Origin of the sequence: Microvirga sp. CF3062, assembly GCF_036314045.1 — a bacterium.
GTDB lineage: Bacteria > Pseudomonadota > Alphaproteobacteria > Rhizobiales > Beijerinckiaceae > Microvirga.
The window spans coordinates 1-22,672 of sequence record NZ_JAYGGN010000012.1; the positions used below are offsets into that span (position 1 = coordinate 1).

At 63.3% G+C, this 22,672-nt stretch carries 24 protein-coding genes and 1 tRNA gene; 12 read left to right on the top strand and 13 right to left on the bottom strand.

From position 1 onward, the window contains the following. Positions 1 to 141 precede the first annotated feature (141 nt). On the bottom strand, positions 142 to 558 hold the full coding sequence (locus tag VB618_RS18555) for a hypothetical protein (RefSeq protein ID WP_329798230.1): 417 nt from the start codon (positions 556 to 558) through the stop codon (positions 142 to 144). A gap of 535 nt (positions 559 to 1,093) precedes the next feature. Between VB618_RS18555 and VB618_RS18560 the strand changes: the two genes are divergently transcribed. From VB618_RS18560 to VB618_RS18570, 3 genes are all read left to right on the top strand, one after another. After that, positions 1,094 to 2,482 (top strand): hypothetical protein, encoded by a 1,389-nt coding sequence (locus VB618_RS18560; RefSeq protein WP_329798231.1) that lies wholly within the window; start codon positions 1,094 to 1,096, stop codon positions 2,480 to 2,482. A 116-nt stretch (positions 2,483 to 2,598) separates the two neighbouring features. After that, complete coding sequence (locus VB618_RS18565) at positions 2,599 to 3,546, top strand: aldo/keto reductase (RefSeq protein ID WP_329798232.1); 948 nt, start codon at positions 2,599 to 2,601, stop codon at positions 3,544 to 3,546. Between the two features lie 151 nt (positions 3,547 to 3,697). After that, positions 3,698 to 4,789, top strand: coding sequence for an alkene reductase (locus tag VB618_RS18570; RefSeq protein ID WP_329798233.1), 1,092 nt, complete (start codon positions 3,698 to 3,700; stop codon positions 4,787 to 4,789). Between the two features lie 3 nt (positions 4,790 to 4,792). On the opposite strand, the gene VB618_RS18575 is transcribed toward VB618_RS18570, so the two are convergent. Both VB618_RS18575 and VB618_RS18580 read right to left on the bottom strand, forming a co-directional pair. Further along, on the bottom strand, positions 4,793 to 5,332 hold the full coding sequence (locus VB618_RS18575; protein WP_329798234.1) for a hypothetical protein: 540 nt from the start codon (positions 5,330 to 5,332) through the stop codon (positions 4,793 to 4,795). Between the two features lie 46 nt (positions 5,333 to 5,378). Then, the gene (locus tag VB618_RS18580; RefSeq protein WP_329798235.1) at positions 5,379 to 5,942 is read right to left on the bottom strand and encodes a hypothetical protein; all 564 of its coding nucleotides are present in this window, start codon (positions 5,940 to 5,942) and stop codon (positions 5,379 to 5,381) included. A gap of 126 nt (positions 5,943 to 6,068) precedes the next feature. Here VB618_RS18580 and xth point away from each other — a divergent pair, with 126 nt between their 5' ends. Further along, the gene (gene xth / locus VB618_RS18585; RefSeq protein ID WP_329798236.1) at positions 6,069 to 6,854 is read left to right on the top strand and encodes an exodeoxyribonuclease III; all 786 of its coding nucleotides are present in this window, start codon (positions 6,069 to 6,071) and stop codon (positions 6,852 to 6,854) included. A 129-nt stretch (positions 6,855 to 6,983) separates the two neighbouring features. On the opposite strand, the gene VB618_RS18590 is transcribed toward xth, so the two are convergent. The 6 genes from VB618_RS18590 to lipB all read right to left on the bottom strand — a co-directional run bounded on the left by VB618_RS18590 (position 6,984) and on the right by lipB (position 13,712). Then, complete coding sequence (locus VB618_RS18590) at positions 6,984 to 7,826, bottom strand: tetratricopeptide repeat protein (protein ID WP_329798237.1); 843 nt, start codon at positions 7,824 to 7,826, stop codon at positions 6,984 to 6,986. Then, on the bottom strand, positions 7,813 to 9,543 hold the full coding sequence (gene ilvD, locus VB618_RS18595) for a dihydroxy-acid dehydratase (RefSeq protein ID WP_329798238.1): 1,731 nt from the start codon (positions 9,541 to 9,543) through the stop codon (positions 7,813 to 7,815). The genes VB618_RS18590 and ilvD overlap by 14 nt, the downstream gene beginning before the upstream one ends. A 354-nt stretch (positions 9,544 to 9,897) precedes the next feature. Then, positions 9,898 to 10,728 (bottom strand): protein-L-isoaspartate O-methyltransferase family protein, encoded by an 831-nt coding sequence (locus VB618_RS18600; protein WP_329798239.1) that lies wholly within the window; start codon positions 10,726 to 10,728, stop codon positions 9,898 to 9,900. A 67-nt stretch (positions 10,729 to 10,795) separates the two neighbouring features. Beyond that, entirely contained in the window at positions 10,796 to 12,403 is a 1,608-nt protein-coding gene (locus VB618_RS18605) for a carboxyl transferase domain-containing protein (RefSeq protein ID WP_329798240.1), read from the bottom strand. Between the two features lie 116 nt (positions 12,404 to 12,519). Beyond that, entirely contained in the window at positions 12,520 to 12,897 is a 378-nt protein-coding gene (locus VB618_RS18610; RefSeq protein ID WP_329798241.1) for a hypothetical protein, read from the bottom strand. Positions 12,898 to 12,986: 89 nt separating this feature from the next. Then, positions 12,987 to 13,712: a lipoyl(octanoyl) transferase LipB gene (lipB, locus tag VB618_RS18615; RefSeq protein WP_442931864.1), complete on the bottom strand. Its 726-nt coding sequence runs from the start codon at positions 13,710 to 13,712 to the stop codon at positions 12,987 to 12,989. A 261-nt stretch (positions 13,713 to 13,973) separates the two neighbouring features. Here lipB and VB618_RS18620 point away from each other — a divergent pair. From VB618_RS18620 to VB618_RS18650, 7 genes are all read left to right on the top strand, one after another. Beyond that, a tRNA-Leu gene (locus VB618_RS18620) sits at positions 13,974 to 14,058 on the top strand. Between the two features lie 226 nt (positions 14,059 to 14,284). Next, positions 14,285 to 15,709 (top strand): magnesium transporter, encoded by a 1,425-nt coding sequence (gene mgtE, locus VB618_RS18625; RefSeq protein WP_329798243.1) that lies wholly within the window; start codon positions 14,285 to 14,287, stop codon positions 15,707 to 15,709. A gap of 90 nt (positions 15,710 to 15,799) precedes the next feature. Further along, positions 15,800 to 16,702, top strand: coding sequence for a glycoside hydrolase family 25 protein (locus VB618_RS18630; protein WP_442931861.1), 903 nt, complete (start codon positions 15,800 to 15,802; stop codon positions 16,700 to 16,702). A 212-nt stretch (positions 16,703 to 16,914) separates the two neighbouring features. After that, positions 16,915 to 18,087, top strand: coding sequence for an isovaleryl-CoA dehydrogenase (locus VB618_RS18635; RefSeq protein WP_329798245.1), 1,173 nt, complete (start codon positions 16,915 to 16,917; stop codon positions 18,085 to 18,087). Between the two features lie 145 nt (positions 18,088 to 18,232). Continuing rightward, positions 18,233 to 18,886, top strand: coding sequence for a glutathione S-transferase family protein (locus VB618_RS18640; protein ID WP_329798246.1), 654 nt, complete (start codon positions 18,233 to 18,235; stop codon positions 18,884 to 18,886). A 94-nt stretch (positions 18,887 to 18,980) separates the two neighbouring features. Next, on the top strand, positions 18,981 to 19,685 hold the full coding sequence (locus VB618_RS18645) for a ribonuclease activity regulator RraA (RefSeq protein WP_329798248.1): 705 nt from the start codon (positions 18,981 to 18,983) through the stop codon (positions 19,683 to 19,685). 24 nt (positions 19,686 to 19,709) lie between these two features. After that, positions 19,710 to 20,537: a YdcF family protein gene (locus tag VB618_RS18650; protein WP_329798249.1), complete on the top strand. Its 828-nt coding sequence runs from the start codon at positions 19,710 to 19,712 to the stop codon at positions 20,535 to 20,537. Here the strand turns inward: VB618_RS18650 and VB618_RS18655 are convergent. Both VB618_RS18655 and VB618_RS18660 read right to left on the bottom strand, forming a co-directional pair. Next, entirely contained in the window at positions 20,504 to 20,779 is a 276-nt protein-coding gene (locus VB618_RS18655; RefSeq protein WP_329798250.1) for a DUF3253 domain-containing protein, read from the bottom strand. The genes VB618_RS18650 and VB618_RS18655 overlap by 34 nt on opposite strands. After that, positions 20,772 to 21,464, bottom strand: a complete 693-nt coding sequence (locus VB618_RS18660; protein WP_329798251.1) for a DUF599 domain-containing protein — start codon at positions 21,462 to 21,464, stop codon at positions 20,772 to 20,774. The genes VB618_RS18655 and VB618_RS18660 overlap by 8 nt, the downstream gene beginning before the upstream one ends. A gap of 74 nt (positions 21,465 to 21,538) precedes the next feature. Between VB618_RS18660 and VB618_RS18665 the strand changes: the two genes are divergently transcribed. Next, the gene (locus VB618_RS18665; RefSeq protein WP_329798252.1) at positions 21,539 to 21,949 is read left to right on the top strand and encodes a rhodanese-like domain-containing protein; all 411 of its coding nucleotides are present in this window, start codon (positions 21,539 to 21,541) and stop codon (positions 21,947 to 21,949) included. Here the strand turns inward: VB618_RS18665 and VB618_RS18670 are convergent. Continuing rightward, positions 21,946 to 22,239, bottom strand: coding sequence for an acylphosphatase (locus tag VB618_RS18670; protein WP_329798253.1), 294 nt, complete (start codon positions 22,237 to 22,239; stop codon positions 21,946 to 21,948). The two genes, VB618_RS18665 and VB618_RS18670, sit on opposite strands and share 4 nt — an antisense overlap. A gap of 6 nt (positions 22,240 to 22,245) precedes the next feature. Next, positions 22,246 to 22,656: a DUF6766 family protein gene (locus VB618_RS18675; protein ID WP_329798254.1), complete on the bottom strand. Its 411-nt coding sequence runs from the start codon at positions 22,654 to 22,656 to the stop codon at positions 22,246 to 22,248. Positions 22,657 to 22,672: the final 16 nt, after the last annotated feature.

Below are 22,672 nucleotides of genomic sequence, written 5' to 3' on the forward strand. Positions count from 1 at the left end.
TCACAGGTTCAAATCCTGTCCCCGCAACCAAACACTCAAAAGCCCCCGCACGTGATAAACGGCGGGGGCTTTTGCTTGGACAAAAGAACAGTGCACGAAAGGCTTCGCCTCGCTCCAGTTCCTGAGCGCGGTTATGCAGACTCAGGCAACCTGCCCGACAGGGTCAAGGTCGGCATTCAGCGAGAACCGCTCCAACTGAACTGCGTAGGCCGCCTCCAGTCCCTTGAAACGGGGCTCCGGTTCCGGTTCGATCCGTTCCACCGCCGCCGCAAGACGCGTGCAGAAACGATCGGACGCAGACAGGAGAATGCGAAGCGATCTCGCCGCCGGTGGGATACCGGACGAAGCATCCGCTACAAGCACCGCAGCAGCCGCATAGAGATCATCGACGGCAGCTTCCATACCTGGATTGCGCTTGAGCAGACCCATCGTGTTGATGAGAAGCACGCGCAGATCGTGCAGATCATCTCCCCTGCCCGCCTGCGCAAGAAGATTGACGACCTTTTTGACCGCTTCGATTCTTTCTTTGATTGTTTGTGCCAGAGCGCTATCGGTCATGAGCCTTCCCCTATAGGCCTTCCGCGAAACCCGCTGGAATCCACGAAATTCACAATGCGCTTTTATGGTTAAGCAATCCTTACGACGTCGTTGAAATCCAAGCTTTTGAGGCATTCTGCGAACCTCGCACCGGCGGATGTGAAGCCTTTCCCGTGCGGCACTTTTCATGCATTGAGGTTTATCCCGAAGCCGACTACATGAACACATCATCTGTGATTTGAACGTCCATCATGTCGAAGCAAAACGACCTTAAGCGACCGCAAAGACGTATCCTGCGAAGCCAGTGTTTCGCAGGAAGGTCCTGCTTCATGCATGACCGTGAGCTGCGACCTGAACCAAGCCCCACATGGGACGCTCAGGCGGTCAGCCCGTCAGAACCGACGCCCGGTCGGGCGCACTTTCCCACATTGATACCGGTCTGACGTGACACGTCGCCGGCCAGATCCGGCGATCTTCCTTTCCTCCCGCATTCGCCCCTAGACCGCGATGCAGGCTCGCCGGATCCCCGCTTGCTGAGAAAAGGAGAAGCCCTGCTATGAACAGGGTCTGGACTGAAGAAGAAATCGACATTCTGCGCCGTGATCGCGAAGCCAAAGTGCCGGTTCCCGTCACCGCTGCCAAACTGGGACGGCCTGTGCCGGCGACCTATGCGAGAGCCCGGTTGATCGGCACGCTTGTCCAGCCGCATCAGTCCTGGGACGAAGGCAGCGCCGCACGCCTGCGCGAACTCGTCTGCGCCGATCTCCCGATGACCGACAAGAGGATCGCCGCTGAACTCGGAAGAAGCGTAACCCAGATCCGCTGGAAGATGCAGGATCTCGGCCTCATCGGTGTGCGGGATCTCTCCAAGCTGGCGAAAATCACCGCTGCCGAGTCGGCTCGCCCGAAAGCTTCCAGGGCTTCATCGGCAGGACCAGCATCGCGGAAGACTTCAGCCCGACCCGAACTGGTGCGACAGTCCAATCTTGCGCAATCTGTCGATCCGACTCCATCCATCGTGACTGCTCCCCTCACACATAAGGCATTCGACCCTCAGGCAGCTCTGGAGCACGCCATCAAGGCTCTTGCGGCCATCATGGCCGATCGCCTGAAGAGCTCGATTGCCCAATCCGAAGCTGGCATGATCAAGGCAGCTCGCGCTGCCATCGCCGAGAAGGGGCGCATCGACCAGAGGCTCGTCATCCGAGCTAAACGCGCGACGGAGACGGAAACTCGCCGTCTGGCGGCGGCTGGCCAAGCCGAGATCGAAGCGAAGAAAGCTGCTGCGGATGCAAAGCGTCAGGAAGTTGAAACCAGGAAGGCCGAGGCTAAAGCCAAACGGCTAGCCGATGAGGTGGCACGCCCAGTCCGTGAGCAGAAGGCCCGCGAGGAGCGCTCACGTGAGAAGGCTCAGGTCGCTGCCTCCGTGGCGGTCGAAAAGTCAAAGCCTGTAGAAAAGAAGGCAGTCCTATCTGCCGTGCAGGGCGTGTCACGAAACGCTACATCCCGCCCTGCCCCACAGCCAGTCGCGTCTCCGGTTTCGAAGATTGTCGTCATGGAAGCCCCTGCCCCCGTGCGTCCAGTTGAGGTCGATCAGACTGCAGCTCCGATCTCCGGCCGCGGCGGCTGGAAATCCGTTCGTCGCGATCCCGCGCGCGTTATGGCGCAGGGGAAAGCCAAGGCAAAGCCGGCCAACCGTGCAGACGCTGTCGATCTCGCACAGGCCGCGCAGACCGCAATAGAGCGCTTTATCGCGGAACGCGGTGTGACACGCACCGAATCGAGCGGCGTTCAGTTGGTCGTGTCCCGTCTTCAGGCGCGTGGCTACATCGTCGTGCGTGACGAGGCGGGCTGGACCATCGACCAGCGCCACCGCATCGCCAGTGAATCCGACCTTATGGCTTTCGCCGATGCCCGCGGCATTACGCTGAGCGCAGCAGCCTGATCCAAAGTCCTGGTGGCGTCCGACAGATCAGGTTCATGTCAGGCGCAGCTTCTTGATTTGTCGCCTTGTCGGTGCCCTTATCTGCTCCACATCGGCTGCGGATTAAGGAGATGATGATGGACAAGCGCAGACTCGGCCGCTCGGACTTGATGGTTTCACCGCTTTGCCTCGGCGGCAATGTCTTCGGATGGACGGCCGACGAGGCAACGTCCTTCAGGCTTCTCGATGCCTATGTGGATGCAGGCCTCAACTTCATCGACACGGCGGATGTCTATTCTACCTGGGCGCCGGGCAACAAAGGCGGCGAATCGGAAGCCATCATCGGCAAGTGGATGAAGGCGCGCGGCAACCGGGACCAAGTCATCATCGCCACCAAGGTTGGCTCCGAAATGGCGCCCGACCGGAAGGGGTTGTCGAAGAGCTATATCCGCTCTGCCGTCGAGGATTCCCTTCGGCGGCTTCAGACCGACGTCATCGATCTCTATCAGTCCCATCGCGACGATCCCGATACGCCGCAGCAGGAGACGCTCGAGGCTTATGCGGAGTTGATCCGCGAGGGGAAGGTGCGGGCCATCGGATCGTCCAACTTCACCGCAGCACGAATGAAGGAAGCTCTGGCGCTCAGCGCCGAGCATGGCCTTCCGCGCTACGAGAGCCTGCAGCCGAAGTACAATCTCTATGACCGCTCGGAATACGAGGCGGAACTGGAGCCGCTCTGCCGGAAGGAAGAGATCGGTGTTATCCCCTATTATGGCCTCGCCAGCGGGTTCCTGACTGGCAAGTACCGCTCGGAGGCGGATTTCGGAAAGAGCGTGCGCGGCGGACGCATGGCGGCCTATCTCAATGACAGGGGCAAGCGCATTCTGTCGGCCCTGGACGATGTCGCCGCGCGCAAGGATGCCACGCCGGCGCAGATCGCTCTTGCCTGGCTGATGGCCCGCCCTGGGCTCACCGCTCCCATCGCCAGCGCCACAAGCGTGGAGCAACTGCACGATATCGTGAAAGCCACGAGGCTAAGCCTCCATTCGGACGACGTTGCGCAGCTCGACGCCGCTAGTGCCTGACCCATGAGGGGAAGCGCATCTGTTGGCCCGATGCTCTTCCCCGACACCTTCGCTTTTTGCATGGCAGCCTTCCGTTGCAACGGATGGATGATCGCTTATCTCGTGACGACCTGTGCTTCATGAGATTCCACAGGATAGATCGAGGTTTTCAATGAGCGCCGACGCCCATGCATTGTTCCAGCCCTTCACTTTGGGCAGCTTGACCCTGCCGAACCGCTTGGTCATGGCTCCCCTCACCCGCAACCGGGCTGCGGAGGGTGATGTTGCGCGTGACATTACCGCCACCTACTACACCCAGCGTGCAAGCGCGGGCCTCCTGATCTCGGAGGGTTCGCAGATTTCGCATCAGGGCCAGGGTTATCTGCGCACGCCCGGCATCCACACCCCCGAGCAGGTCGCACATTGGCGCAAGGTGACGGATGCAGTCCATAAAGCTGGCGGGCGCATCTTCATCCAGCTCTGGCACGTGGGCCGTGTGTCTCACTCTTCGCTCCTCCCAGGTGGCGCTGCGCCGGTGGCGCCCTCGGCGCTGCGGGCTCAAACCAAGACCTTCGTTGAGAATGGCTTCGTGGATGTCTCCGAGCCCCGTGCCCTCGACCTCTCAGAGATCCCCGGCATCCTGCGCGACTATGAAAATGCCGCCCGCAACGCCAAGGAGGCTGGCTTCGACGGTGTCGAGATTCACGCAGCGAACGGCTACCTGCTCGACCAGTTTATGAAGGACGGCTCCAACCACCGCACGGATGCCTATGGCGGATCCATCGAGAATCGTGCCCGCCTCACGATTGAGGCGGCCGAAGCCGTGCTGAAGGTCTGGGACAAGGGACACGTCGGCATCCGCCTCTCACCGGCCAAGGTCAACGACGCGGCGGATTCCAACCCGCAGGCTCTGTTCAGCCATGTCGTCGAAGGGCTCGACAAGCTCGGACTCGCCTATATCCATATGATCGAGGGCGCCACGCAGGGTGACCGGAACGCAGTCGATGTCGACTACACGAGCCTGCGCCGCTCGTTCCGCGGCGCCTACATCGCCAACAACGGCTATGACCGTGAGATGGCGGCCGAAGCGATCACGAGCGGACGGGCCGACCTCGTGGCCTTCGGGCGCCTCTTCATCGCCAACCCGGATCTCGTCGAGCGCTTCCGCCTCAACGCCCCGCTCAACCAGCCGGACCGCGCCACCTTCTATGGCGGCGACACGGAGGGCTACACGGACTATCCCGCTCTGAACGAGGCGGCGTGACAATCAGCAGGTGGAGCAGACGCCTTCCCGGGCTTTCTGCTCCAGTTGCTCCCCTTGGCGGAACAGTTCCTCTTCCCGGGGAGAGGGCCCGACCGCCGAGCGCTCTCCTGGCTGAAGCCGGTTGACGCCTCCAACGCCTCCGGTGGTGTCCGGGTCAGTCGAGGAGCGGTTGGCGCTGGTGGCTGCCCCACCCGTGCTCGCTTCGCTGCCGGGAGGAGATCCGGAGTTGCCCGTAGTCGCACTGCCTGTTGCGTTGCTGCCTTGGTTCGTTGTGGCTCCCGTCAGGGCGTCAGGCGTTCCCCTGACACCCGTATTGCCAGCTTGGCCCGTGTTTCCGGGAGCAACCTGCCCCGGAGGCCGAAGAGTCGGGCTGCTTGGCTGTGCGGCTGTCCCTGAGGATGAGCCATTTGAGGGTGACGCTGTGGAGGAGGAACCGCCGGCACTTCCGCCGCTGCTGGAGCCACCGGAGGATCCTTGCGCCCATGCGGCTCCTGTGATCAGGCAGCCTACGATCAGGGCGGTCGAAATAGCGAGATGACGCATAGGCGCCTCCTTTCGAGGTGCTATGGAGCGTCAACTCCAGGCAGAGTCAGTAGTTTCCGGCCGACCTCCGCCAAATCGCCAGACTGACCCTGCCCGCCGGATCCAGGACCTGGTGCTCCCCCGGTTTCAATCCCCGCTCCGACAGGATGGCCTCGGCGCTTCTACCGGCCTGGCACCCTGAAAAGACCGGAACACCGTCCGGCACATGAGTGCCTTCCGCGCGCGTCAGGTGGAATGCGTCGTACCCAATCGCGAGAAAGAGATCGAAGACCCGGCGCCCACCGGGCACAGCAACAGGGCCGCCCTCCGGCAGGACAGTGCGGATGGCCTCGTCCCATGGCAATTCTTCGGGATTCCACCACCATCCGTCGGCACGCTGCTCGAGGCCAGAAGATGACGAGGACAGAATGATCCGCAGGCGGTTTTTGGGGTTCGGATTAGCCTCATGCCCGAGACGCCCGAGCACGGTCACGGCGGACTTGTTGAGCTCTGCCTGGAAGTAAACCCAGTCCGCCTCGTTGCGCAGCATCTCGGGCGTGCGGCCCGATGCATCGGCGATGCAGTCGTTGTCGGACACGATGGCATAGCCGTGGATCTCAACCTGGGTCATGGATGGGCCTTTTGTAGACCAAGTGAACGATAGCAGCCCTCGTGGGGATGATGGCGAAGTTCCAGCTTGCCAGTTCAGGACGAAAATCCGATGAAGCACATGCGACAGGAAAATGGGAGAGGCGGGATGCGGATTGCGACGTGGAATGTGAACTCCATCAAGCAGCGGCTGGATCACCTCGCCACCTTCGTGAAGAGCGCCGACCCGGATGTCGTCTGCTTGCAGGAGCTGAAATGCGTGGACGAGGCCTTTCCCCGCTCCGAGGTTGAGGCTCTGGGCTACAACGTCGTTACCCATGGCCAGAAGGCCTATAACGGCGTTGCGATCCTGTCCAAGCGCCCCCTTGAGGACGTGCGCCGCGGCCTGCCGGGCGACGAGAGTGACGAGCAGGCCCGTTACCTGGAAGGCGTGATCTCCACCTCCACGGGGGCTCTGCGAGTCGCCTCCATCTACCTGCCGAACGGCAATCCTATCGGGACGCCCAAATTCGACTACAAGCTCGCCTGGATGGACCGTCTGCGCACCCATGCCCGCAGCCTGCTGGCGCTGGAGGAGCCCTTGGTTCTCTGCGGCGATTACAATGTGATCCCGGAGCCGGAGGATGCTTACGATCCAGCGGCTTGGACCAAGGATGCTCTATTTCAGCCAGAGAGCCGGGCGAAGTTCCGGGAACTCATCAATCTCGGGTTCATCGACGCGGTGCGCGCCTGCAGCGACCAGCCGGGGCTCTATTCGTTCTGGGATTATCAGGCCGGTGCGTTCCAGCGGAACAACGGCATCCGCATCGACCACCTGCTGCTCTCAGGCCAGGCGCAGGACCGGCTGAAGACAACCTCGATCCGCAAGGAAGTGCGCGGATGGGACAAGCCCTCCGATCACGTCCCGGTGATCGTCGATCTCGATATCGATTGATCGTCGAAAATCTCTTCGTCATCACCGGCCTTGTGCCGGTGATCTCGATTGGTTGAGGCACTGAGCCTCACAGAATCGAGATGGCCGGGACAAGCCCGGCCATGACGGTGGAGTTGTTGACTGCCGGGCTTAGCGGCGCGCCTGGATATATTGCTCGAGCAGAGCGAGCGCGAGCTTGCGGTCGCTGTCGTCCGCCGACGTGAAAGCATCCTGGTAGAGGTCCACGATCCACTGATCCTTGGCGGCGTCAGTCGATGCCTCGCGGGCCAGTGTCAGCCACATCAGCCCCTTAGCGCGCTGGCGCGGAACGCCCTGCCCGGTCAGCAGGAGATGACCCAGGAGCGCCTGGGAGGCGGTGTGGCCCTTCTCGGCCGCCAGGTTGAACCAGCGGGCCGCATGGCGGGCATCCTTCCGGACGCCGGTGCCCTCAAGGTAGAGGCGTGCCAGGTTGTACTGCGCGTTGGAGTCGCTGAAATAGGACGCCGCATAGCTGAACATCTCGACGGCGCGCGCCGGATTGGACGCCACATAGGTGCCTTGGATGCCGTCCAGGAAGTAGCCGCCGAGCGCCACGAAGGCGCTGGAGACAGCGCCAGCATTCGGCGAATCCGGGCTCTCGTCCGCATGCTGGTCGGCGAGCTTGGAGAAATACTCGAAGGCCTTCAGGTCGTCGTGCTCGACGCCGTCGCCATCGGCATACATGCGTCCGAGCTTCCACAGGGCCAGCGAGTGTCCTTGGCCGGCCGCGTATTCGAGCGCGTGGACGGCCCCGATCTTGTCGCCGGCATTGTAGGTACGCATGCCACTGCGCAGGGCATCGCGCGCCGAGCCGTATTTGGTGGCAGGCGCCAAGGCGGGTGACAGAGCAGGCGTCAGCGGCTGCGGACGCGGCGCGGCATCGAGCGCGTACGAGGCCCCGGCACCGAGGAAAGCCACCCCCAATGTGGCCAGGATGAGATTAGACGTCCGCATAGGTTTCTTTTTCTGCGGCTCCGCCCGGATGGGTGATAGCCCCATCACGTGCGGGACCAACGGTTTGTGCGTATTTCCAGAGATAGCCCGAGGTGGCGCTCGTCTCGCGCGGCGTCCACTCGGTCCGGCGCCGGGCGAGTTCCTCGCCTGAGAGTTCCACGTCGATGGTGCCGTTGATGGCATCGATCGCGATGATGTCGCCGTCCTTGAGCAGCCCGATCGGCCCGCCGACAGCTGCCTCAGGCCCCACATGGCCGATGCAGAAGCCGCGGGTCGCCCCCGAGAAGCGCCCGTCGGTGATGAGCGCCACCTTGTCGCCCATACCCTGCCCGTAGAGCGCCGCCGTTGTGGAGAGCATCTCGCGCATGCCGGGACCGCCGCGCGGCCCCTCGTAGCGGATCACGAGAACCTCACCTTCCTTGTAATCGCGCTTGGATACGGCCTCGAAGCAGGCCTCCTCGCCGTCGAAACAGCGAGCCGGGCCGCGGAACACCTGGTTGTCGGTGGCCATGCCGGCCACCTTCACGATGGCGCCTTCAGGCGCGAGGTTGCCCTTCAACCCCACGACGCCGCCGGTCACGGTGATCGGCTTGTCGGCCGGATAGACCACGTCCTGATCCTCGTTCCATTTCACGGGAGCGAGGTTCTCGGCCATGGTGCGGCCGGTCACCGTCATGCAGTCGCCATGCATGAAGCCGTGGTCGAGGAGCGTCTTCATGAGCAGCGGGATGCCGCCGACCTCGAACAGGTCCTTGGCCACATAGCGCCCGCCGGGCTTCAGGTCCGCGATATAGGGTGTGCGCTTGAAGATCTCGGCCACGTCGAACAGGTCGAACTTGATGCCCGCCTCGTGGGCGATGGCCGGCAGGTGCAGGGCCGCATTGGTCGAGCCGCCGGAGGCCGCCACGACGGTTGCAGCGTTCTCCAGGGACTTGAGGGTCACGATATCGCGCGGGCGGATGTTTTTCGCGATCAGGTCCATGATCTGCTCGCCGGCAGCAGAACAGAACCGGTCGCGAATCTCGTAAGGCGCCGGAGCGCCGGCCGAATACGGCAGGGCAAGGCCGATGGCCTCGGAGACCGTCGCCATGGTGTTGGCGGTAAACTGCGCTCCGCAGGCCCCCGCAGACGGACAGGCCACCTGCTCGAGCTCAGTGAGATCCTCGTCGGACATCTCGCCGACGGAATGCTTGCCGACCGCCTCGAAGAGATCCTGCACGGTTACCTGACGGCCGCGGAAGGAGCCGGGCAGGATCGAGCCGCCATAGATGAAGATCGACGGTACATTGAGGCGCACCATCGCCATCATCATGCCGGGCAAAGACTTGTCGCAGCCGGCCATACCGACGAGCGCATCGTAGGAATGGCCGCGGATGGTCAGCTCGACCGAATCCGCGATGACCTCGCGGGACGGGAGCGACGCCTTCATGCCCTGGTGGCCCATGGCGATGCCGTCGGTGACCGTGATGGTGCAGAACTCGCGCGGGGTGCCGCTGGCCGCCGCCACGCCCTTCTTCACCGCCTGGGCCTGGCGCATGAGGGAGATGTTGCAAGGCGCAGCTTCGTTCCAGCAGGTGGCGACGCCGACGAGCGGCTGGGCGATCTGCTCCTGGGTCAGGCCCATGGCGTAAAGGTAGGACCGATGCGGCGCGCGAGCGGGCCCCACCGTCACATGACGGCTCGGCAGCTTCGACTTGTCGATCAGGCGCGCATCCATAATCCGCACTCGTTTTCACCTGGTTCCCACGAGGAGATCCAAGCGTTGGAATTCCCGTGATCTGCCATGTGCAGCGCCACCCGTGCAATGACCCTTAGGAAGGATCGACTGAACAGCCTTAACCCGAATTCTGCCCTAGGCTTCGTTCTGTAAGGCTTTGGTTTTGAAGCACTTTAGCCAGCATAAGGAATAGCTCGCCGTTTATGGCGGGATCGCGGCGGAGCTCGGGCTAACAGAGGCAAGATATTGAAGGTTTGAGGGTGTTGCTTGGCCGCAACAATTCTGGGACACGATTCCGCTCTTCGCATGAGACCTCTGGCTTTACCAGTTTAGCAAATCGCCTCCGGCTCCTCTTCAATCTCCAACCTCCTTCGAGGAAAACCAGACATCGTCATAGACCGCGAAGGCACTCGAATCGGGGGAGCGGTCGCCCTTGATCCAGACGGAGCGAATTGCCGCCAGATCGGCTTCCGTCGGCAGATGCGCGACCGAAGGTTTTTCGGTCGTACCGCTGCAGGAGATGAACCCGACCGTCATGAGCGATTGCGCACTGAACCCGCCGGCACGCCGGGTCACGAGCAGGGCCGGCCCCCATCCCTTATGCGGCTGCCAGGGAAAGATCAGACGCCCTCCCGGGTTGAGCGCCCGCAGCCACTCCACATCCGGAGCAACGACACCTGCGTTCACATAAATGATGTCGGCAGGCGGCAGAGTGCGGCCGAAGGCCGATGCGGCATGAACCGCAACATCCGGATAGGAGGCCAGGTTCCGTGCCGCTTGGGCCGCCAGATCCGCCTCGTACTCGAACGCTTCCACATGCCCGCTCGGCTGAACGAGCAGAGCCAGGATGGCGGTGTAGTATCCCAGCCCTGCCCCCACATGGATCACGCTCTCGCTGGGTTTAGGGTGGACCGCGTCGATCCAGGCGGCATGAAGGGCTGGTTCTCCGTTGTTGATGCCGCGCTCTCGATCAATGGCAACGAGGACGTTGTTGTAGATCTCGGCAACATCAGAAGTCCGCATCGCAATGCCCATGCTGATGACGGACCAAGGCGGGAGAGGCAGGAAGGCCTCCCGTGGAACAGCCGCAAAGGCCTGCTCGATGCGCTTGTCACGAATATCCGCCAACCGGGCAACCTGCTCGGCATACGCGCTGCGATAACGCTCGAACCCTTCAGTGGCCATGCCCGAGAATCGTCCTTGGGCCGCTCTTGTTCCACGAGGCCGTCAGAGGCGCCGAGAACAGATACTGCTACATCCGGAACACGCCGAACTTGGTTTCCGGAACAGGAGCGTTCAGGGCAGCCGAGAAGGCCAGCGCCAGCACGCGGCGGGTTTCCGACGGCAGGATGATGCCGTCGTCCCACAGGCGGGCGGTGGCATGATAGGGCGAGCCCTCCTCCTCGTACCTGTTGCGGATCGGGGCCTTGAAGGCCTCCTCCTCGTCCGCGCTCCAGTTCTTGCCCTCGGCCTCGATGTTGTCGCGCCGCACGGTGGCGAGAACGCTCGCCGCCTGCTCGCCGCCCATCACGGAGATGCGCGAGTTCGGCCAAGTGAAGAGGAAGCGCGGTGAATAGGCGCGGCCGCACATGCCGTAATTGCCGGCCCCGAATGAACCGCCGACCAGCAGGGTGATCTTCGGCACCTGGGCGCAGGCCACAGCCGTGACGAGCTTCGCGCCGTCCTTGGCGATGCCGCCGGCCTCGTATTGCCGGCCGACCATGAAGCCGGAGATGTTCTGCAGGAAGAGCAGCGGAATGCGCCGCTGGCAGCACAGCTCGATGAAATGGGCACCCTTCTGGGCGCTTTCCGAGAACAGGATGCCGTTGTTGGCGATGATGCCTACCGGCATGCCCCAGAGCCGGGCAAAGCCCGTCACCAGGGTGGTGCCATAGAGGCGCTTGAACTCGTCGAACTCCGAGCCGTCCACGAGGCGGGCGATGACCTCTCGTATGTCGTATTGCTTCTTGAGGTCGGTCGGCACGATCGCGTCGAGATCATCGATAGGGTATCTCGGCTCCACCGGATCGGCGATATCGATGTCGATGCTCTTGCGGGTGTTCAGGGTACCGACGATGCGGCGCACGATGGCGAGCGCATGGACGTCATCGGTGGCGTAGTGGTCGGCCACGCCTGACTGACGGGCATGAACGTCGGCCCCGCCCAGATCCTCCGCCGAGACCACCTCGCCGGTAGCCGCCTTCACCAAGGGCGGGCCGCCGAGGAAGATGGTGCCCTGGCGGCGCACGATGACCGTCTCGTCCGACATGGCCGGCACATAGGCGCCGCCCGCCGTGCAGGAGCCCATGACGCAGGCGATCTGCGGAATGCCAAGCGACGACAGGGTCGCCTGATTGTAGAAGATGCGGCCGAAATGCTCGCGGTCCGGGAACACCTCCGTCTGGTGCGGCAGGTTCGCGCCACCGGAATCGACCAGATAGATGCAGGGCAGACGGTTCTCGCGCGCCACTTCCTGGGCGCGCAGATGTTTCTTCACCGTCATCGGATAGTAGGTGCCGCCCTTGATGGTCGAATCGTTGCAGACGATCATGACCTCGCGGCCTTCGACCCGGCCGATGCCGGTGATGATGCCCGCCCCGTGGATCGCGTCGTCGTACATGCCGTGGGCGGCAAGGCTCCCAAGCTCCAGGAAGGGCGCGCCGGGATCCAGCAGGCGCATCACCCGCTCGCGCGGCAGCAGCTTGCCGCGGGCGAGGTGCCGCTCGCGCGCCTTGGCGGGTCCGCCTTCCGACACAGCCTGTCGCCTGGCCTGGAGATCCAGGGCAAGCTCGGCCCAGGCGGCGCGGTTCGCGCGCGCGGCGTCCGAGGTCAGGTCGGCAGAGGTGGCGATGACGGGCACGGCGTCAGTCTCCCTGGTTCTTGAGCCTTGGCTCCTTCTCGGCCTGAAGCCGGAGAGCCTGATGCTCAGTAGCTAGAACCGGGGATCCCGCGCAACTGGCTTTTCGAGGCGGCTCGTCAGCCCTTGGCCCGAATGGCCGTCTCCTGACGGACAACGCCCGGCCCGCAGCGATAGGCGATGCCGCGCACGAGCGACCAATCCTGGGAGACCTGCTGCAGGTAGAGATGGGTGCCGCCGAGGGCGACCGCTGCCTCCAGCATGTCGTCGGTGGCACGGCCGAAGGTGGATTTGCCGAGCGTCACGCCGAAGCCGACATTGACCTGCGTGTGGGTTCCGGGCGTCGTCGGGGTGACCGGGCTCACCTCGCCAAGCCGCGTGCAGGCACGCACGTCCGACGGCGAATCGACGATCTTCACGAGTTCCGTCGGCTCAGGCCGATAGGCGCAGGCCGAAGCGGCCAGGGCGATGAGGGAGGCAAGGAGGGCACGTTGCATGAAGGTTCCGCCAATGATCAGCCGTTTGCCCCAGCTTAGAGCATGAAGCCGCGTTGGGGAGAAGCCTTGCCGTATGGAAGCTCAAAATCCTAGGCGGCGTGGCTCGGGAGCAACGGTGTCTCCACCCGGATGGTCGGCCCGAAGATATCCTCGAAGGCCTTGCGCATCACCGCGTCGACCTCCGGCAGGGTGACAGGAATGCCGAGGTCGACCAGGCTCGTAACCCCGTGCTCGGTCACGCCGCAGGGGACGATTCCGGAAAAATGGGAGAGATCCGGCTCCACGTTCAGGCTGATGCCGTGAAAGGTAGCCCAGCGGCGCACCCGGATCCCGATGGCGGCGATCTTGTCCTCGGCTGTCTCGCCCTTGTCGGGCCGGCGCACCCAGACTCCGACCCGGTCCTCCCGCCGCTCGCCGCGGACGTTGAAGGCATCCAGCGTTCCAATGATCCAAGCCTCGAGGGCGGCCACGTAGCGGCGCAGGTCCGGCGTCCGGCGCTTGAGGTCGAGCATCACATAGGCCACCCGCTGGCCGGGGCCGTGATAGGTGTACTGCCCTCCCCGGCCCGTCTGATGAACCGGAAAGCGGTCGGGATCGACGAGATCCGCGGCATTGGACGAGGTGCCGGCCGTGTAGAGCGGCGGATGCTCCAGCAGCCAGACCATCTCGCGGGCTTGGCCAGCCGCAATCGCCTCAGCTCTGGCCTCCATGAAAGCCACGGCCTCCTCGTAGCCGACAAGGTCGTCCGTAATGGCCCATTCTACAGGCTCGAAATTAGGCTCCGCATGAAACCGAACGGCCAAGCTGTCTCGCAGGTTCGACACCGATTCACCTTGAACTTTGCGGGATGCAGAACGGCAGACGCTCCGAACCCCGAAAGGGCGCAGGCCCTATCCCGCTCCCATGGAATTTGCGCTTATATAGTCGCTCTAGAGCCTTATCGCCTATCCCCTCGGCGTCAGCCTTAGCCTTTGCGTCGTTCAATCGTCTCAAGCTCCACGGAAGGGGTTGCAGCGACCCAATCGATCTGCTAGAGCGGCCACCTCTTCAGGAAAACCTTTCCTGAAACCGAGTTCGCGGTCATGGCGGAATTGGTAGACGCACTACCTTGAGGTGGTAGCGGGGAGACCCGTGGAGGTTCGAGTCCTCTTGACCGCACCAACTTTCAGCATGTCATGTGCTGAAGACGAAAAAGGCCCCTCACCGGGGCCTTTTTTTGTTGACCGCTTCTGCCCAACATGGACGGCGGCTTGGAACCTGGTCTCAAGCGCTCGACCCTCGTGGCAGAAACGACCGACAAACGTTTTTCCGACAAAGCCTTTGGGCGCATTGCGCAGGCTGGCGCAGGCTCCTAAAAGACCGGCAACCCACCTCCGGAGGACGGCTCATGCAGGAAGTCGAAGACAAGACGCTGCTTCCGAACCCCGATGGGTCCGACCCAGTCATCCCGGCGTTCCGGGACGAGGAAGGGGAGCTCAATCCGGAATTCCTGGCGTTGGCGGCAGACGCCATCGAAGCCTCGGATTCCGAGCGCCTGCAGACACTCGTCGAGGACTTCCATGAATCCGAGATGGGCGACCTCCTCGAGGCCCTCGTCCCCGAGCACCGCTATCGCCTGATCGAGCTTCTCGGCTCCTCGTTCGATTTTGCTGCGCTTACTGAGGTGGACGAGGCCGTCCGCGAGGAGATCCTCGAGGAGCTGGAAACCTCGACCGTCGCCGAGGGCATGCGAGACCTCGATTCCGACGACGCCATCACAATTCTCGAAAGCCTGCCGGAAGACGAACAGGCGGAGGTTCTCGACCAGCTGCCCGCCATCGAGCGCGTGGCGCTCCAACGCTCCCTCGACTATCCGGAAGACAGCGCCGGCCGGCGCATGCAGACCGAGTTCATCGCCGTACCGCCCTTCTGGACGGTGGGGCAGACGATCGACTTCATGCGCGAGACCGACGACCTGCCGGAGACCTTCTACGAGATCTTCGTCATCGATCCCGCGGCCCACCTGCTCGGAGCGGTGCCCCTGGACAAGCTCCTGCGCTCCAAGCGCCCGGTCACGATCCAGGAGATCATGAACGACGAGCCGGACCGGATTGAGGCCACTCAGAACCAGGAGGAGGTTGCGCGCCTGTTCGAGCGCTACAACCTCGTCTCGGCCGCCGTGGTGGACGAGGGAGGCCGGCTCGTGGGCACCATCCTGGTCGACGACATCGTGGACGTGCTGGAGGAGGAGGCCGATGCCGACATCAAGCAGCTCGGCGGCGTGAAATCGGACGAAGAGCTCTCCGACACGATCCTCTACATCCAGCGGAGCCGCTTCCCATGGCTTTTCGCCAACATGTGCACGGCGCTGATAGCCTCCAGCATCATCCGCCTCTTTGAGGACTCGCTGGAGAAAATGGTCGCGCTCGCCATCCTCATGCCTATCGTGGCCTCCATGGGAGGCAATGCGGGCACTCAGACCATGACGGTGGCCGTCCGCGCCCTTGCCACCCGTGAGCTCGGGCGCTCCAACGCCTGGCGCATCATCCGCCGCGAGGGGGCGGTCGGCCTGCTCAACGGCATGGCCTTCGCCATCATCATGGGAGTCCTGGCGGGGCTCTGGTTCGAGTCGCCGGAGCTCGGGCTTGTGATCGGCCTTGCCCTCATCACGGTGCTGTTCTTTGCGGCGCTCGGCGGCATCTTCGTGCCCCTTACCCTCAACCGGATGGGCGTGGACCCTGCCGTGTCGTCCGGTCCCTTCGTGACCAGCATCACGGACATCGTGGGATTCTTCGCCTTTTTAGGCATCGCAACCGCTTGGTTTAACCTGTAAGCTTGTTTCGCGCCTGCCACGTAAGGGCCTGTTAACGCTCTTGCGTCATCCCTGGTGCGATCTCGCCTCACGTCCAATACAGTTGAACCGATGAAGACTCGCCGCCGCTCCCCCAGCCGTTCCAAGAACTCTGGCCTGACGACGTTCGCTCAGATCGCCCGGTTCAGCGCGCTTGCCGCTATGGCCCTTGGCCTTGCCTCCTGCGCCATCGCCCCCTCCTCGTCCAGCCGCTACCCGGCCAAGAGCGATGCCCGTCCGCATGAGGGTGTGGCCACCGCTCACCGGCTGCCGATCCACGGCGTCGACATCTCGAAATGGCAGGGCGAGGTGGACTGGGCGTCCCTGCGCCAGGCCGGCACCAAGTTCGCCTTCATCAAGGCGACCGAGGGCGGCGACCACATCGACAGCAAGTTTCACGAGAACTGGCAGGCCGCCAGGCGGGCGGGCGTTCCGCGCGGCGCCTATCACTTCGTCTATTGGTGCCGCCCAGCCCACGAGCAGGCTGCCTGGTTCAAGCGGAACGTGCCGGCGGATCCGGACGCCCTCCCCCCGGTGCTCGACGTGGAGTGGAACGGCCAGTCGGTGAACTGCCCGAAGAAGGTCCCACGCGAGCAGGCGCTCGCCATGATCGATCTCATGCTGCGCGAGATGGAGGCCCATACCGGCAAGCGGCCGATCATCTACACCGACATCACCTTCCATAAGGAGATCCTGGAGGGCGAGTTCAACGACCATCCCTACTGGATCCGCAGCACGGCGGCCGAACCCCACGTGCGCTACAATAGCCGCCGCTGGACCTTCTGGCAGTTCACCACCACGGGCCGCGTGCCCGGCGTGAAGGGCGACGTGGACCGCAACGCCTTCTATGGCACGGACAACCAGTGGCGCATGTTCGTTGCCAGCGCCTGCGATCCGCGCGACCACAGCCGCCTCAAACCCGCAGGCATCTGCCGCGACATGGACGCGGTGCAGACGGCGAGCATCGACGAGTAGGCCTTCAGCCGCATCGAAGTTCAGGCTCCCCACGGTCCGTGCGGGAGCCTTTTCTTTGTCTGGTGAGATCAATTCGGGTCAGGCAATGACGCCGCCTCACTTTTCTTGATCCCTCGGCCTTGATAAGGGCAGCATTGCTGACCAAAATGGCCCACGACAAAAACGATCCATCAGGTACCCTTCCGGGTTACGAATGGAACGGGGAGGAATCAATGCTGCCGAACGCCGCCAAGGGCTTCAATTTCGATCTCGGCGAGACCGCCGACGCCATCCGTGAAACCGTCGCCAACTTCGCCCAGGAGAAGATCGCGCCGCGTGCCGAGGAGATCGACCGCACCAATCTTTTCCCCCGGGACCTCTGGCCCCAGCTGGGTGAGCTCGGCGTCCACGGGATCACGGTGGAAGAGGATTACGGCGGGGCAGGCCTCGGCTATCTCGAGCACGTGATCGCCATGGAGGAGATCTCCCGCGCCTCCGCGTCGGTGGGCCTCTCCTACGGCGCCCATTCGAACCTCTGCGTGAATCAGATCCGCCGCAACGGCAACGAAGACCAGAAGCGCCGCTACCTGCCGAAGCTCATCTCCGGCGAGCACCTGGGCGCATTGGCCATGTCCGAGCCGGGCTCGGGCTCCGACGTAGTGTCCATGCGCACCCGCGCCGAGAAGCGCGGCGACCGCTATGTGCTCAACGGCAACAAGATGTGGATCACCAACGGTCCCACCGCCGATACGCTGGTGGTCTATGCCAAAACCGACCCGGAGGCTGGCCCACGCGGCATGACGGCCTTCCTGATCGAGAAGGGTTTCAAGGGCTTCTCCACCCACCAGAAGCTCGACAAGCTCGGCATGCGCGGCTCCGACACCTGCGAGCTGTTGTTCGAGGATTGCGAGGTGCCGGAGGAGAACGTGCTCGGCCATGTCGGCCGGGGCGTGAACGTGCTCATGTCCGGCCTCGACTACGAGCGCGCCGTGCTGGCCGCCGGCTCCACAGGCATCATGCAGGCCTGCATGGACGTGGTGCTGCCCTACATCCACGAGCGCAAGCAGTTCGGCCAGGCCATTGGCGAATTCCAGCTCGTGCAGGGCAAGGTCGCCGACATGTACGTGACCATGAATGCGGCCAAGGCTTACGTCTATGCTGTCGCCAAAGCGTGCGACCGGGGCGAGACCACACGCGAGGATGCCGCCGGAGCCATCCTGTATGCTGCCGAGAACGCCACCAAGATGGCCCTCGACGCCATCCAGCTTTTGGGCGGCAACGGGTACATCAACGATTATCCGACAGGCCGCCTGCTGCGCGATGCCAAGCTCTACGAGATCGGCGCTGGCACCAGCGAAATCCGCCGCATGCTGATTGGCCGCGAACTGTTCGCGAAGACCGCCTGATCGAGGTTGCATCAATCCTTCACCAGAACGGCCGGGCGCAATCCCGGCCGTTTCTGTGTTGAGAGGCTGCCAAGGACGCAACGGACCTTTCCGTCTCTGAAAGACCGGTTACAGTCAGGAACGGATTCATACCCGCGAGACGGCAATGACCTTGAAGCTCTACGCGCACCCCTTCTCCTCGTACTGCCAGAAAGTGCTGATCGCGCTTTATGAGAACAGCACGCGGTTCGACTACCTGACTCTCGACGATGCGAAGAATGGTGTCGCGTTAGAGGCGCTCTGGCCCATCAAGAAGTTTCCCGTGCTGGTCGACGAGGGGCGCACCATCATGGAAGCCAGCATCATCATTGAGCATCTGGATCTCCATCATCCGGGACCGGCACGACTGATCCCCGAGAATTCAGGGGCCGCTCTCGAGGTCCGGCTGATGGATCGCTTCTTCGACAACTATGTCATGACGCCGATGCAGAAGATCGTCGCCGACCGTATTCGCCCGGAGGAGGATCGCGATCCTTACGGTGTCCGCGAGGCGCGAGCCATGCTCGACAAAGCCTATGACTGGCTCGACAGGACATTGGCAAACCGTGAATGGGCCGTCGGCGCCACCTTCAGCCTCGCCGACTGTGCTGCCGCACCATCCCTTTTCTATGCAGACTGGGCGCACCCGATCAGCGAGAAGTTTTCGCGCACCCGGGACTACCGCCGGATGCTCCTGGCCCGGCCCTCCTTCGCACGGGCAGTCGACGAGGCCCGACCCTACCGTCCATACTTCCCGCTCGGCGCGCCGGACCGCGATTGACGCACGGCAGGAATGCGGCCGGGAGGCTCTCGTTGCGGTGGCGCTCCAGGCTCGCGACCGCTATGAAAGCCTGATCCACATCAGGGAAGAATCCATGACCCTCGACAAAGCCATCGCCGACGCCCTGCGGGCCGCCTCCACCGCGACGCTGACCACCGTGCTGCTCAAGAAGGGCATCCGCCGGTGCTGGATGAAGGGCCCGATGCCGGCCTTCAACGCATCGGAGAAGATGGTAGGCCGTGCCTTCACCTTGCGCTTCGTGCCCGCCCGCGAGGATCTGGCGACGCCGGAATCCTGGGCCTCCCCGATCTCCACCCGGGCGGCCATTGAGGACATGCCGGAGGATTGCATCGCGGTGATCGATTCCATGGGCGTCATTGATGCAGGTGTCTTCGGCGATATCCTCACCGCACGCATGAAGAAGCGCGGCGTCGCCGCGCTCGTGACGGACGGCGCGGTGCGCGATGCAGTCGGCGTCGAGGGCACGAACCTGCCGGTCTGGTGCGCGGGCGTGGCCGCTCCTCCTTCCGTGGCGAGCCTGACCTTCGTCGGCTGGCAGGAGCCCATCGGCTGCGGTGGCGTCGCCGTCTTCCCGGACGACGTGATCGTCGCCGACCGGGATGGCGTCGTGGTCATTCCGGCTGCCATGGTCGATGAGGTCGCCAAGGCTGCGGTGGCGCAGGAACACTACGAGATGTGGGTCATGCGCGAGGTGGAGCGAGGCATTCCCTTGCCCGGCCTGTATCCGCCCAATGCCGAGACCAAGGCCCGCTACGAGGCCGAGTTGAACAAGTCGTAAGACTTTCCTGAGTAAGGATGGCGGGTGTTCTATTACGTCTCGAAAATCGCGTGGTTCTTCACCACGCCATCCAATCTGCTGCTCAGCCTGATCCTCTTGGGGTTGGCTCTTAGTCTGTTCAAACGCCTGCGCCGCCTCGGCATCGGGTTCAGTCTGGTCTTCACGCTGGCGACCATCGCCCTGGGCCTCCTACCCATCGCCAGCTACGTCCTGCTGCCTCTGGAGGAACGCTTCCCCGTTTTCCAGGATGACGGCAGGCCGGTGGACGGCATCATCCTGCTTGGCGGCTCGGTCGAGGCATCCGACTCAAAGTCGCGGGGCAGCATCGTGGCCAATGAAGCGGCCGAGCGCGTCCTCGACACCATCCGGCTTGCCCATCGCTATCCCGCCGCCCGCATCCTGATCGCGGGCGGCGGCGGCACGGTCTTCGGAGACGGCGCCGCCGAGGCCCCGATCGTCGCGGACTACTTCAGGAGCATCGGCATCGATCCAGCCCGCATTCTGGTCGAAGACCGCTCGCGAACGACAGCCGAAAATGCCGTCTATTCGAAGGAACTCGCACAACCCCGCGAGGGCGAGCGCTGGCTTCTGGTGACATCGGCCTGGCACATGCCGCGAGCCGTCGGCGTGTTCGAGAAGGTTGCGTTTCCCGTCACGCCCTACCCGGTGGATTTCCGCACGGCCGGAGGAGCGAGAGCCCACCTTCCCTTCGCGTTCATCTCGGAGGGCCTGAGGCGTCTCGACATCGGCACTAAGGAATGGGCGGGTCTGATCGCCTATTACGCGTCCGGGCGCACGGCGCGGCTGTTCCCCGGACCTCAGGATTCCGCTGGCGGCAGCGCCAGCCGGTAGGTGCCGCGGAAATCGTCGGGATCGACCAGTCGTCCTTTGCGCAGGATGACGATGCGCCCCTCCTTCATGAGGCGCACAGCCATTTTGCGAACAGGCTGCATGAGCGGCCCCCATCCGTCCGGCTGGTTGCCGCCAAGCACTTGCGCCACATCGGCGGGTCCGATGGTCTTGCCAGGTCCTCGCTCCTCCAGGAGGGCGAGCATGGTGGCCTCCAGCTCTTCAGGCATTGTGGTTTTAGACATTGGACTGCCTCATGGCTGAGTCGAGAGCATCCGACAGGAACTGGCGCCGCCACATGACGATCAGCACACCGGCGGTCGCGGCCATGAACAGGTAGCCGCTCACGAACCATCCGAGATAGGCGAGCGAGAAAAAGAAAGCCCGCTGCCCGCGGTTGAAGTGCTTGCCGGCAACCGCGTTCATGGCACCCGCCTGGCGCGCGACGGCGAGCGCCTCTTCACGGTTCCCATTTGTCAGCACGGGAACGGCCCCGACGATGATCGCCATGTAGTTGAAGAGCCGGTACGACCAGGCGAACTTGAAGAAGGCATAGACGAAGATCACGGCAAGGCCGCCGACCTTCACGTCCCAGGCGATCCGCGTCGGCGGTTCGCCGAAGGGCAGGTCGGCGAAGAGCGGTAGAACCGAATCTGTTGACCGCAGGAGCGCCAGCACGCCGCCGATGGCAATGAGCGACGTCGAGGCGAAGAACGCCGTGCCGTTCATGAGCGAAGCGAGGATTGTGGTGTCGACGATGCGGTTCTCGCGCACCACCATCTGCTCCATCCATTGGTAGCGGTACTGGTTCATGACCTTGTTGAGGCTCTTCTGCCCGGCGGGCGTGAGCTCGAGAGCGGCGTGGTAGCCGACCCAGGCAATCAGGAAGAAAGCCAGCGCCGCGTAGTCGAGATTGGTGAAACCCAGCACCCGTGATCCCCCGTTGACTCCGCCGCCATCATGCCCAGTTTGTTGAAGGGCTCAAAGCGGAAGAACAACCTGTCATGCCTCAAACCATCACGCGCGGCTACAAGACATTGCTCGAAGAGGCCAATGCGAAAGTCAGGACTGTGCCTGTCGCTGAGGCCGTGTCCCTGCACGGCCGTGACGACGTAGTATTCGTGGACCTGCGCGATCCGCGCGAACTGGAGCGCGAGGGGCGCATTCCCGGCGCGGTGCATTGCCCGCGTGGCATGCTGGAATTCTGGATCGATCCGGAGAGCCCCTATCACAAGCCGGTTTTCGCCCAGGACAAGACTTATCTGTTCTTCTGCGCCGCCGGGTGGCGCTCTGCCTTGTCCGCAGCAACGGCACAGGACATGGGCCTGCAGCCGGTCGCCCACATGGAAGGCGGCTTCACCGCCTGGAAGAACGCCGGCGGCGCTGTCGAAAACGTAGAGCCGAAGAAGGCTTAAGCCGTTCGCCGGATCTCGAACCGGGCCGGCAGATCGAGATCCCTTTCGCTCCCGTCGAGGGTCTCCACGTTCTCGACCAAAGCGCTGGCAGGCCCCTGATGGCAGGCCTTGAGCATCACCTGGACGAGATCGGCCGGGCCTGAGAACATGGCTTCGACCGAGCCGTCCTGCCGGTTCCGGACCCATCCTTTGAGACCGCGCAACTCCGCCTGGTGCTGCATCCAGGCGCGAAAGCTCACGCCCTGGACGCGACCATGGATCAGAACATGCAGGGCTCGGCTTTCACTCATCGTGCCTCAGCGGTGGGCATGGCGGGCGTCGGTGTGGCGCCCAGCATAGTCCTCATCGAGCGTTTCGATAATACGCTCCGAATTCTGAGGGTCCACCTTGCGCAGGATTTCGTCGATCTTCGCCTCCATGCGGTCGTCCCCCTCCTTGGACTGGGGCGACCCGACATAGAGAAGGATGGCAAGGCCGCCCACCTGCCAGAGAAGCTGCAGAAACTCGGACTGCCAGTTCTCGAACGTATCCCGGGACATCTCGACCAAGTAGTCGGAGATCTGGATTGGCTGGGCGTGTGCCTGCTGCTCGCTGACATAGGCAAACCAGCCGAAGAGCCAATGACCGATGAAGGAAATCAGGAAGAAGCCCAACGTCACCCAGGCATAGCCATAGGCCTTGAACGGAGAGCGGGACTTGGTGTTCATGACCGACCTCTTACGC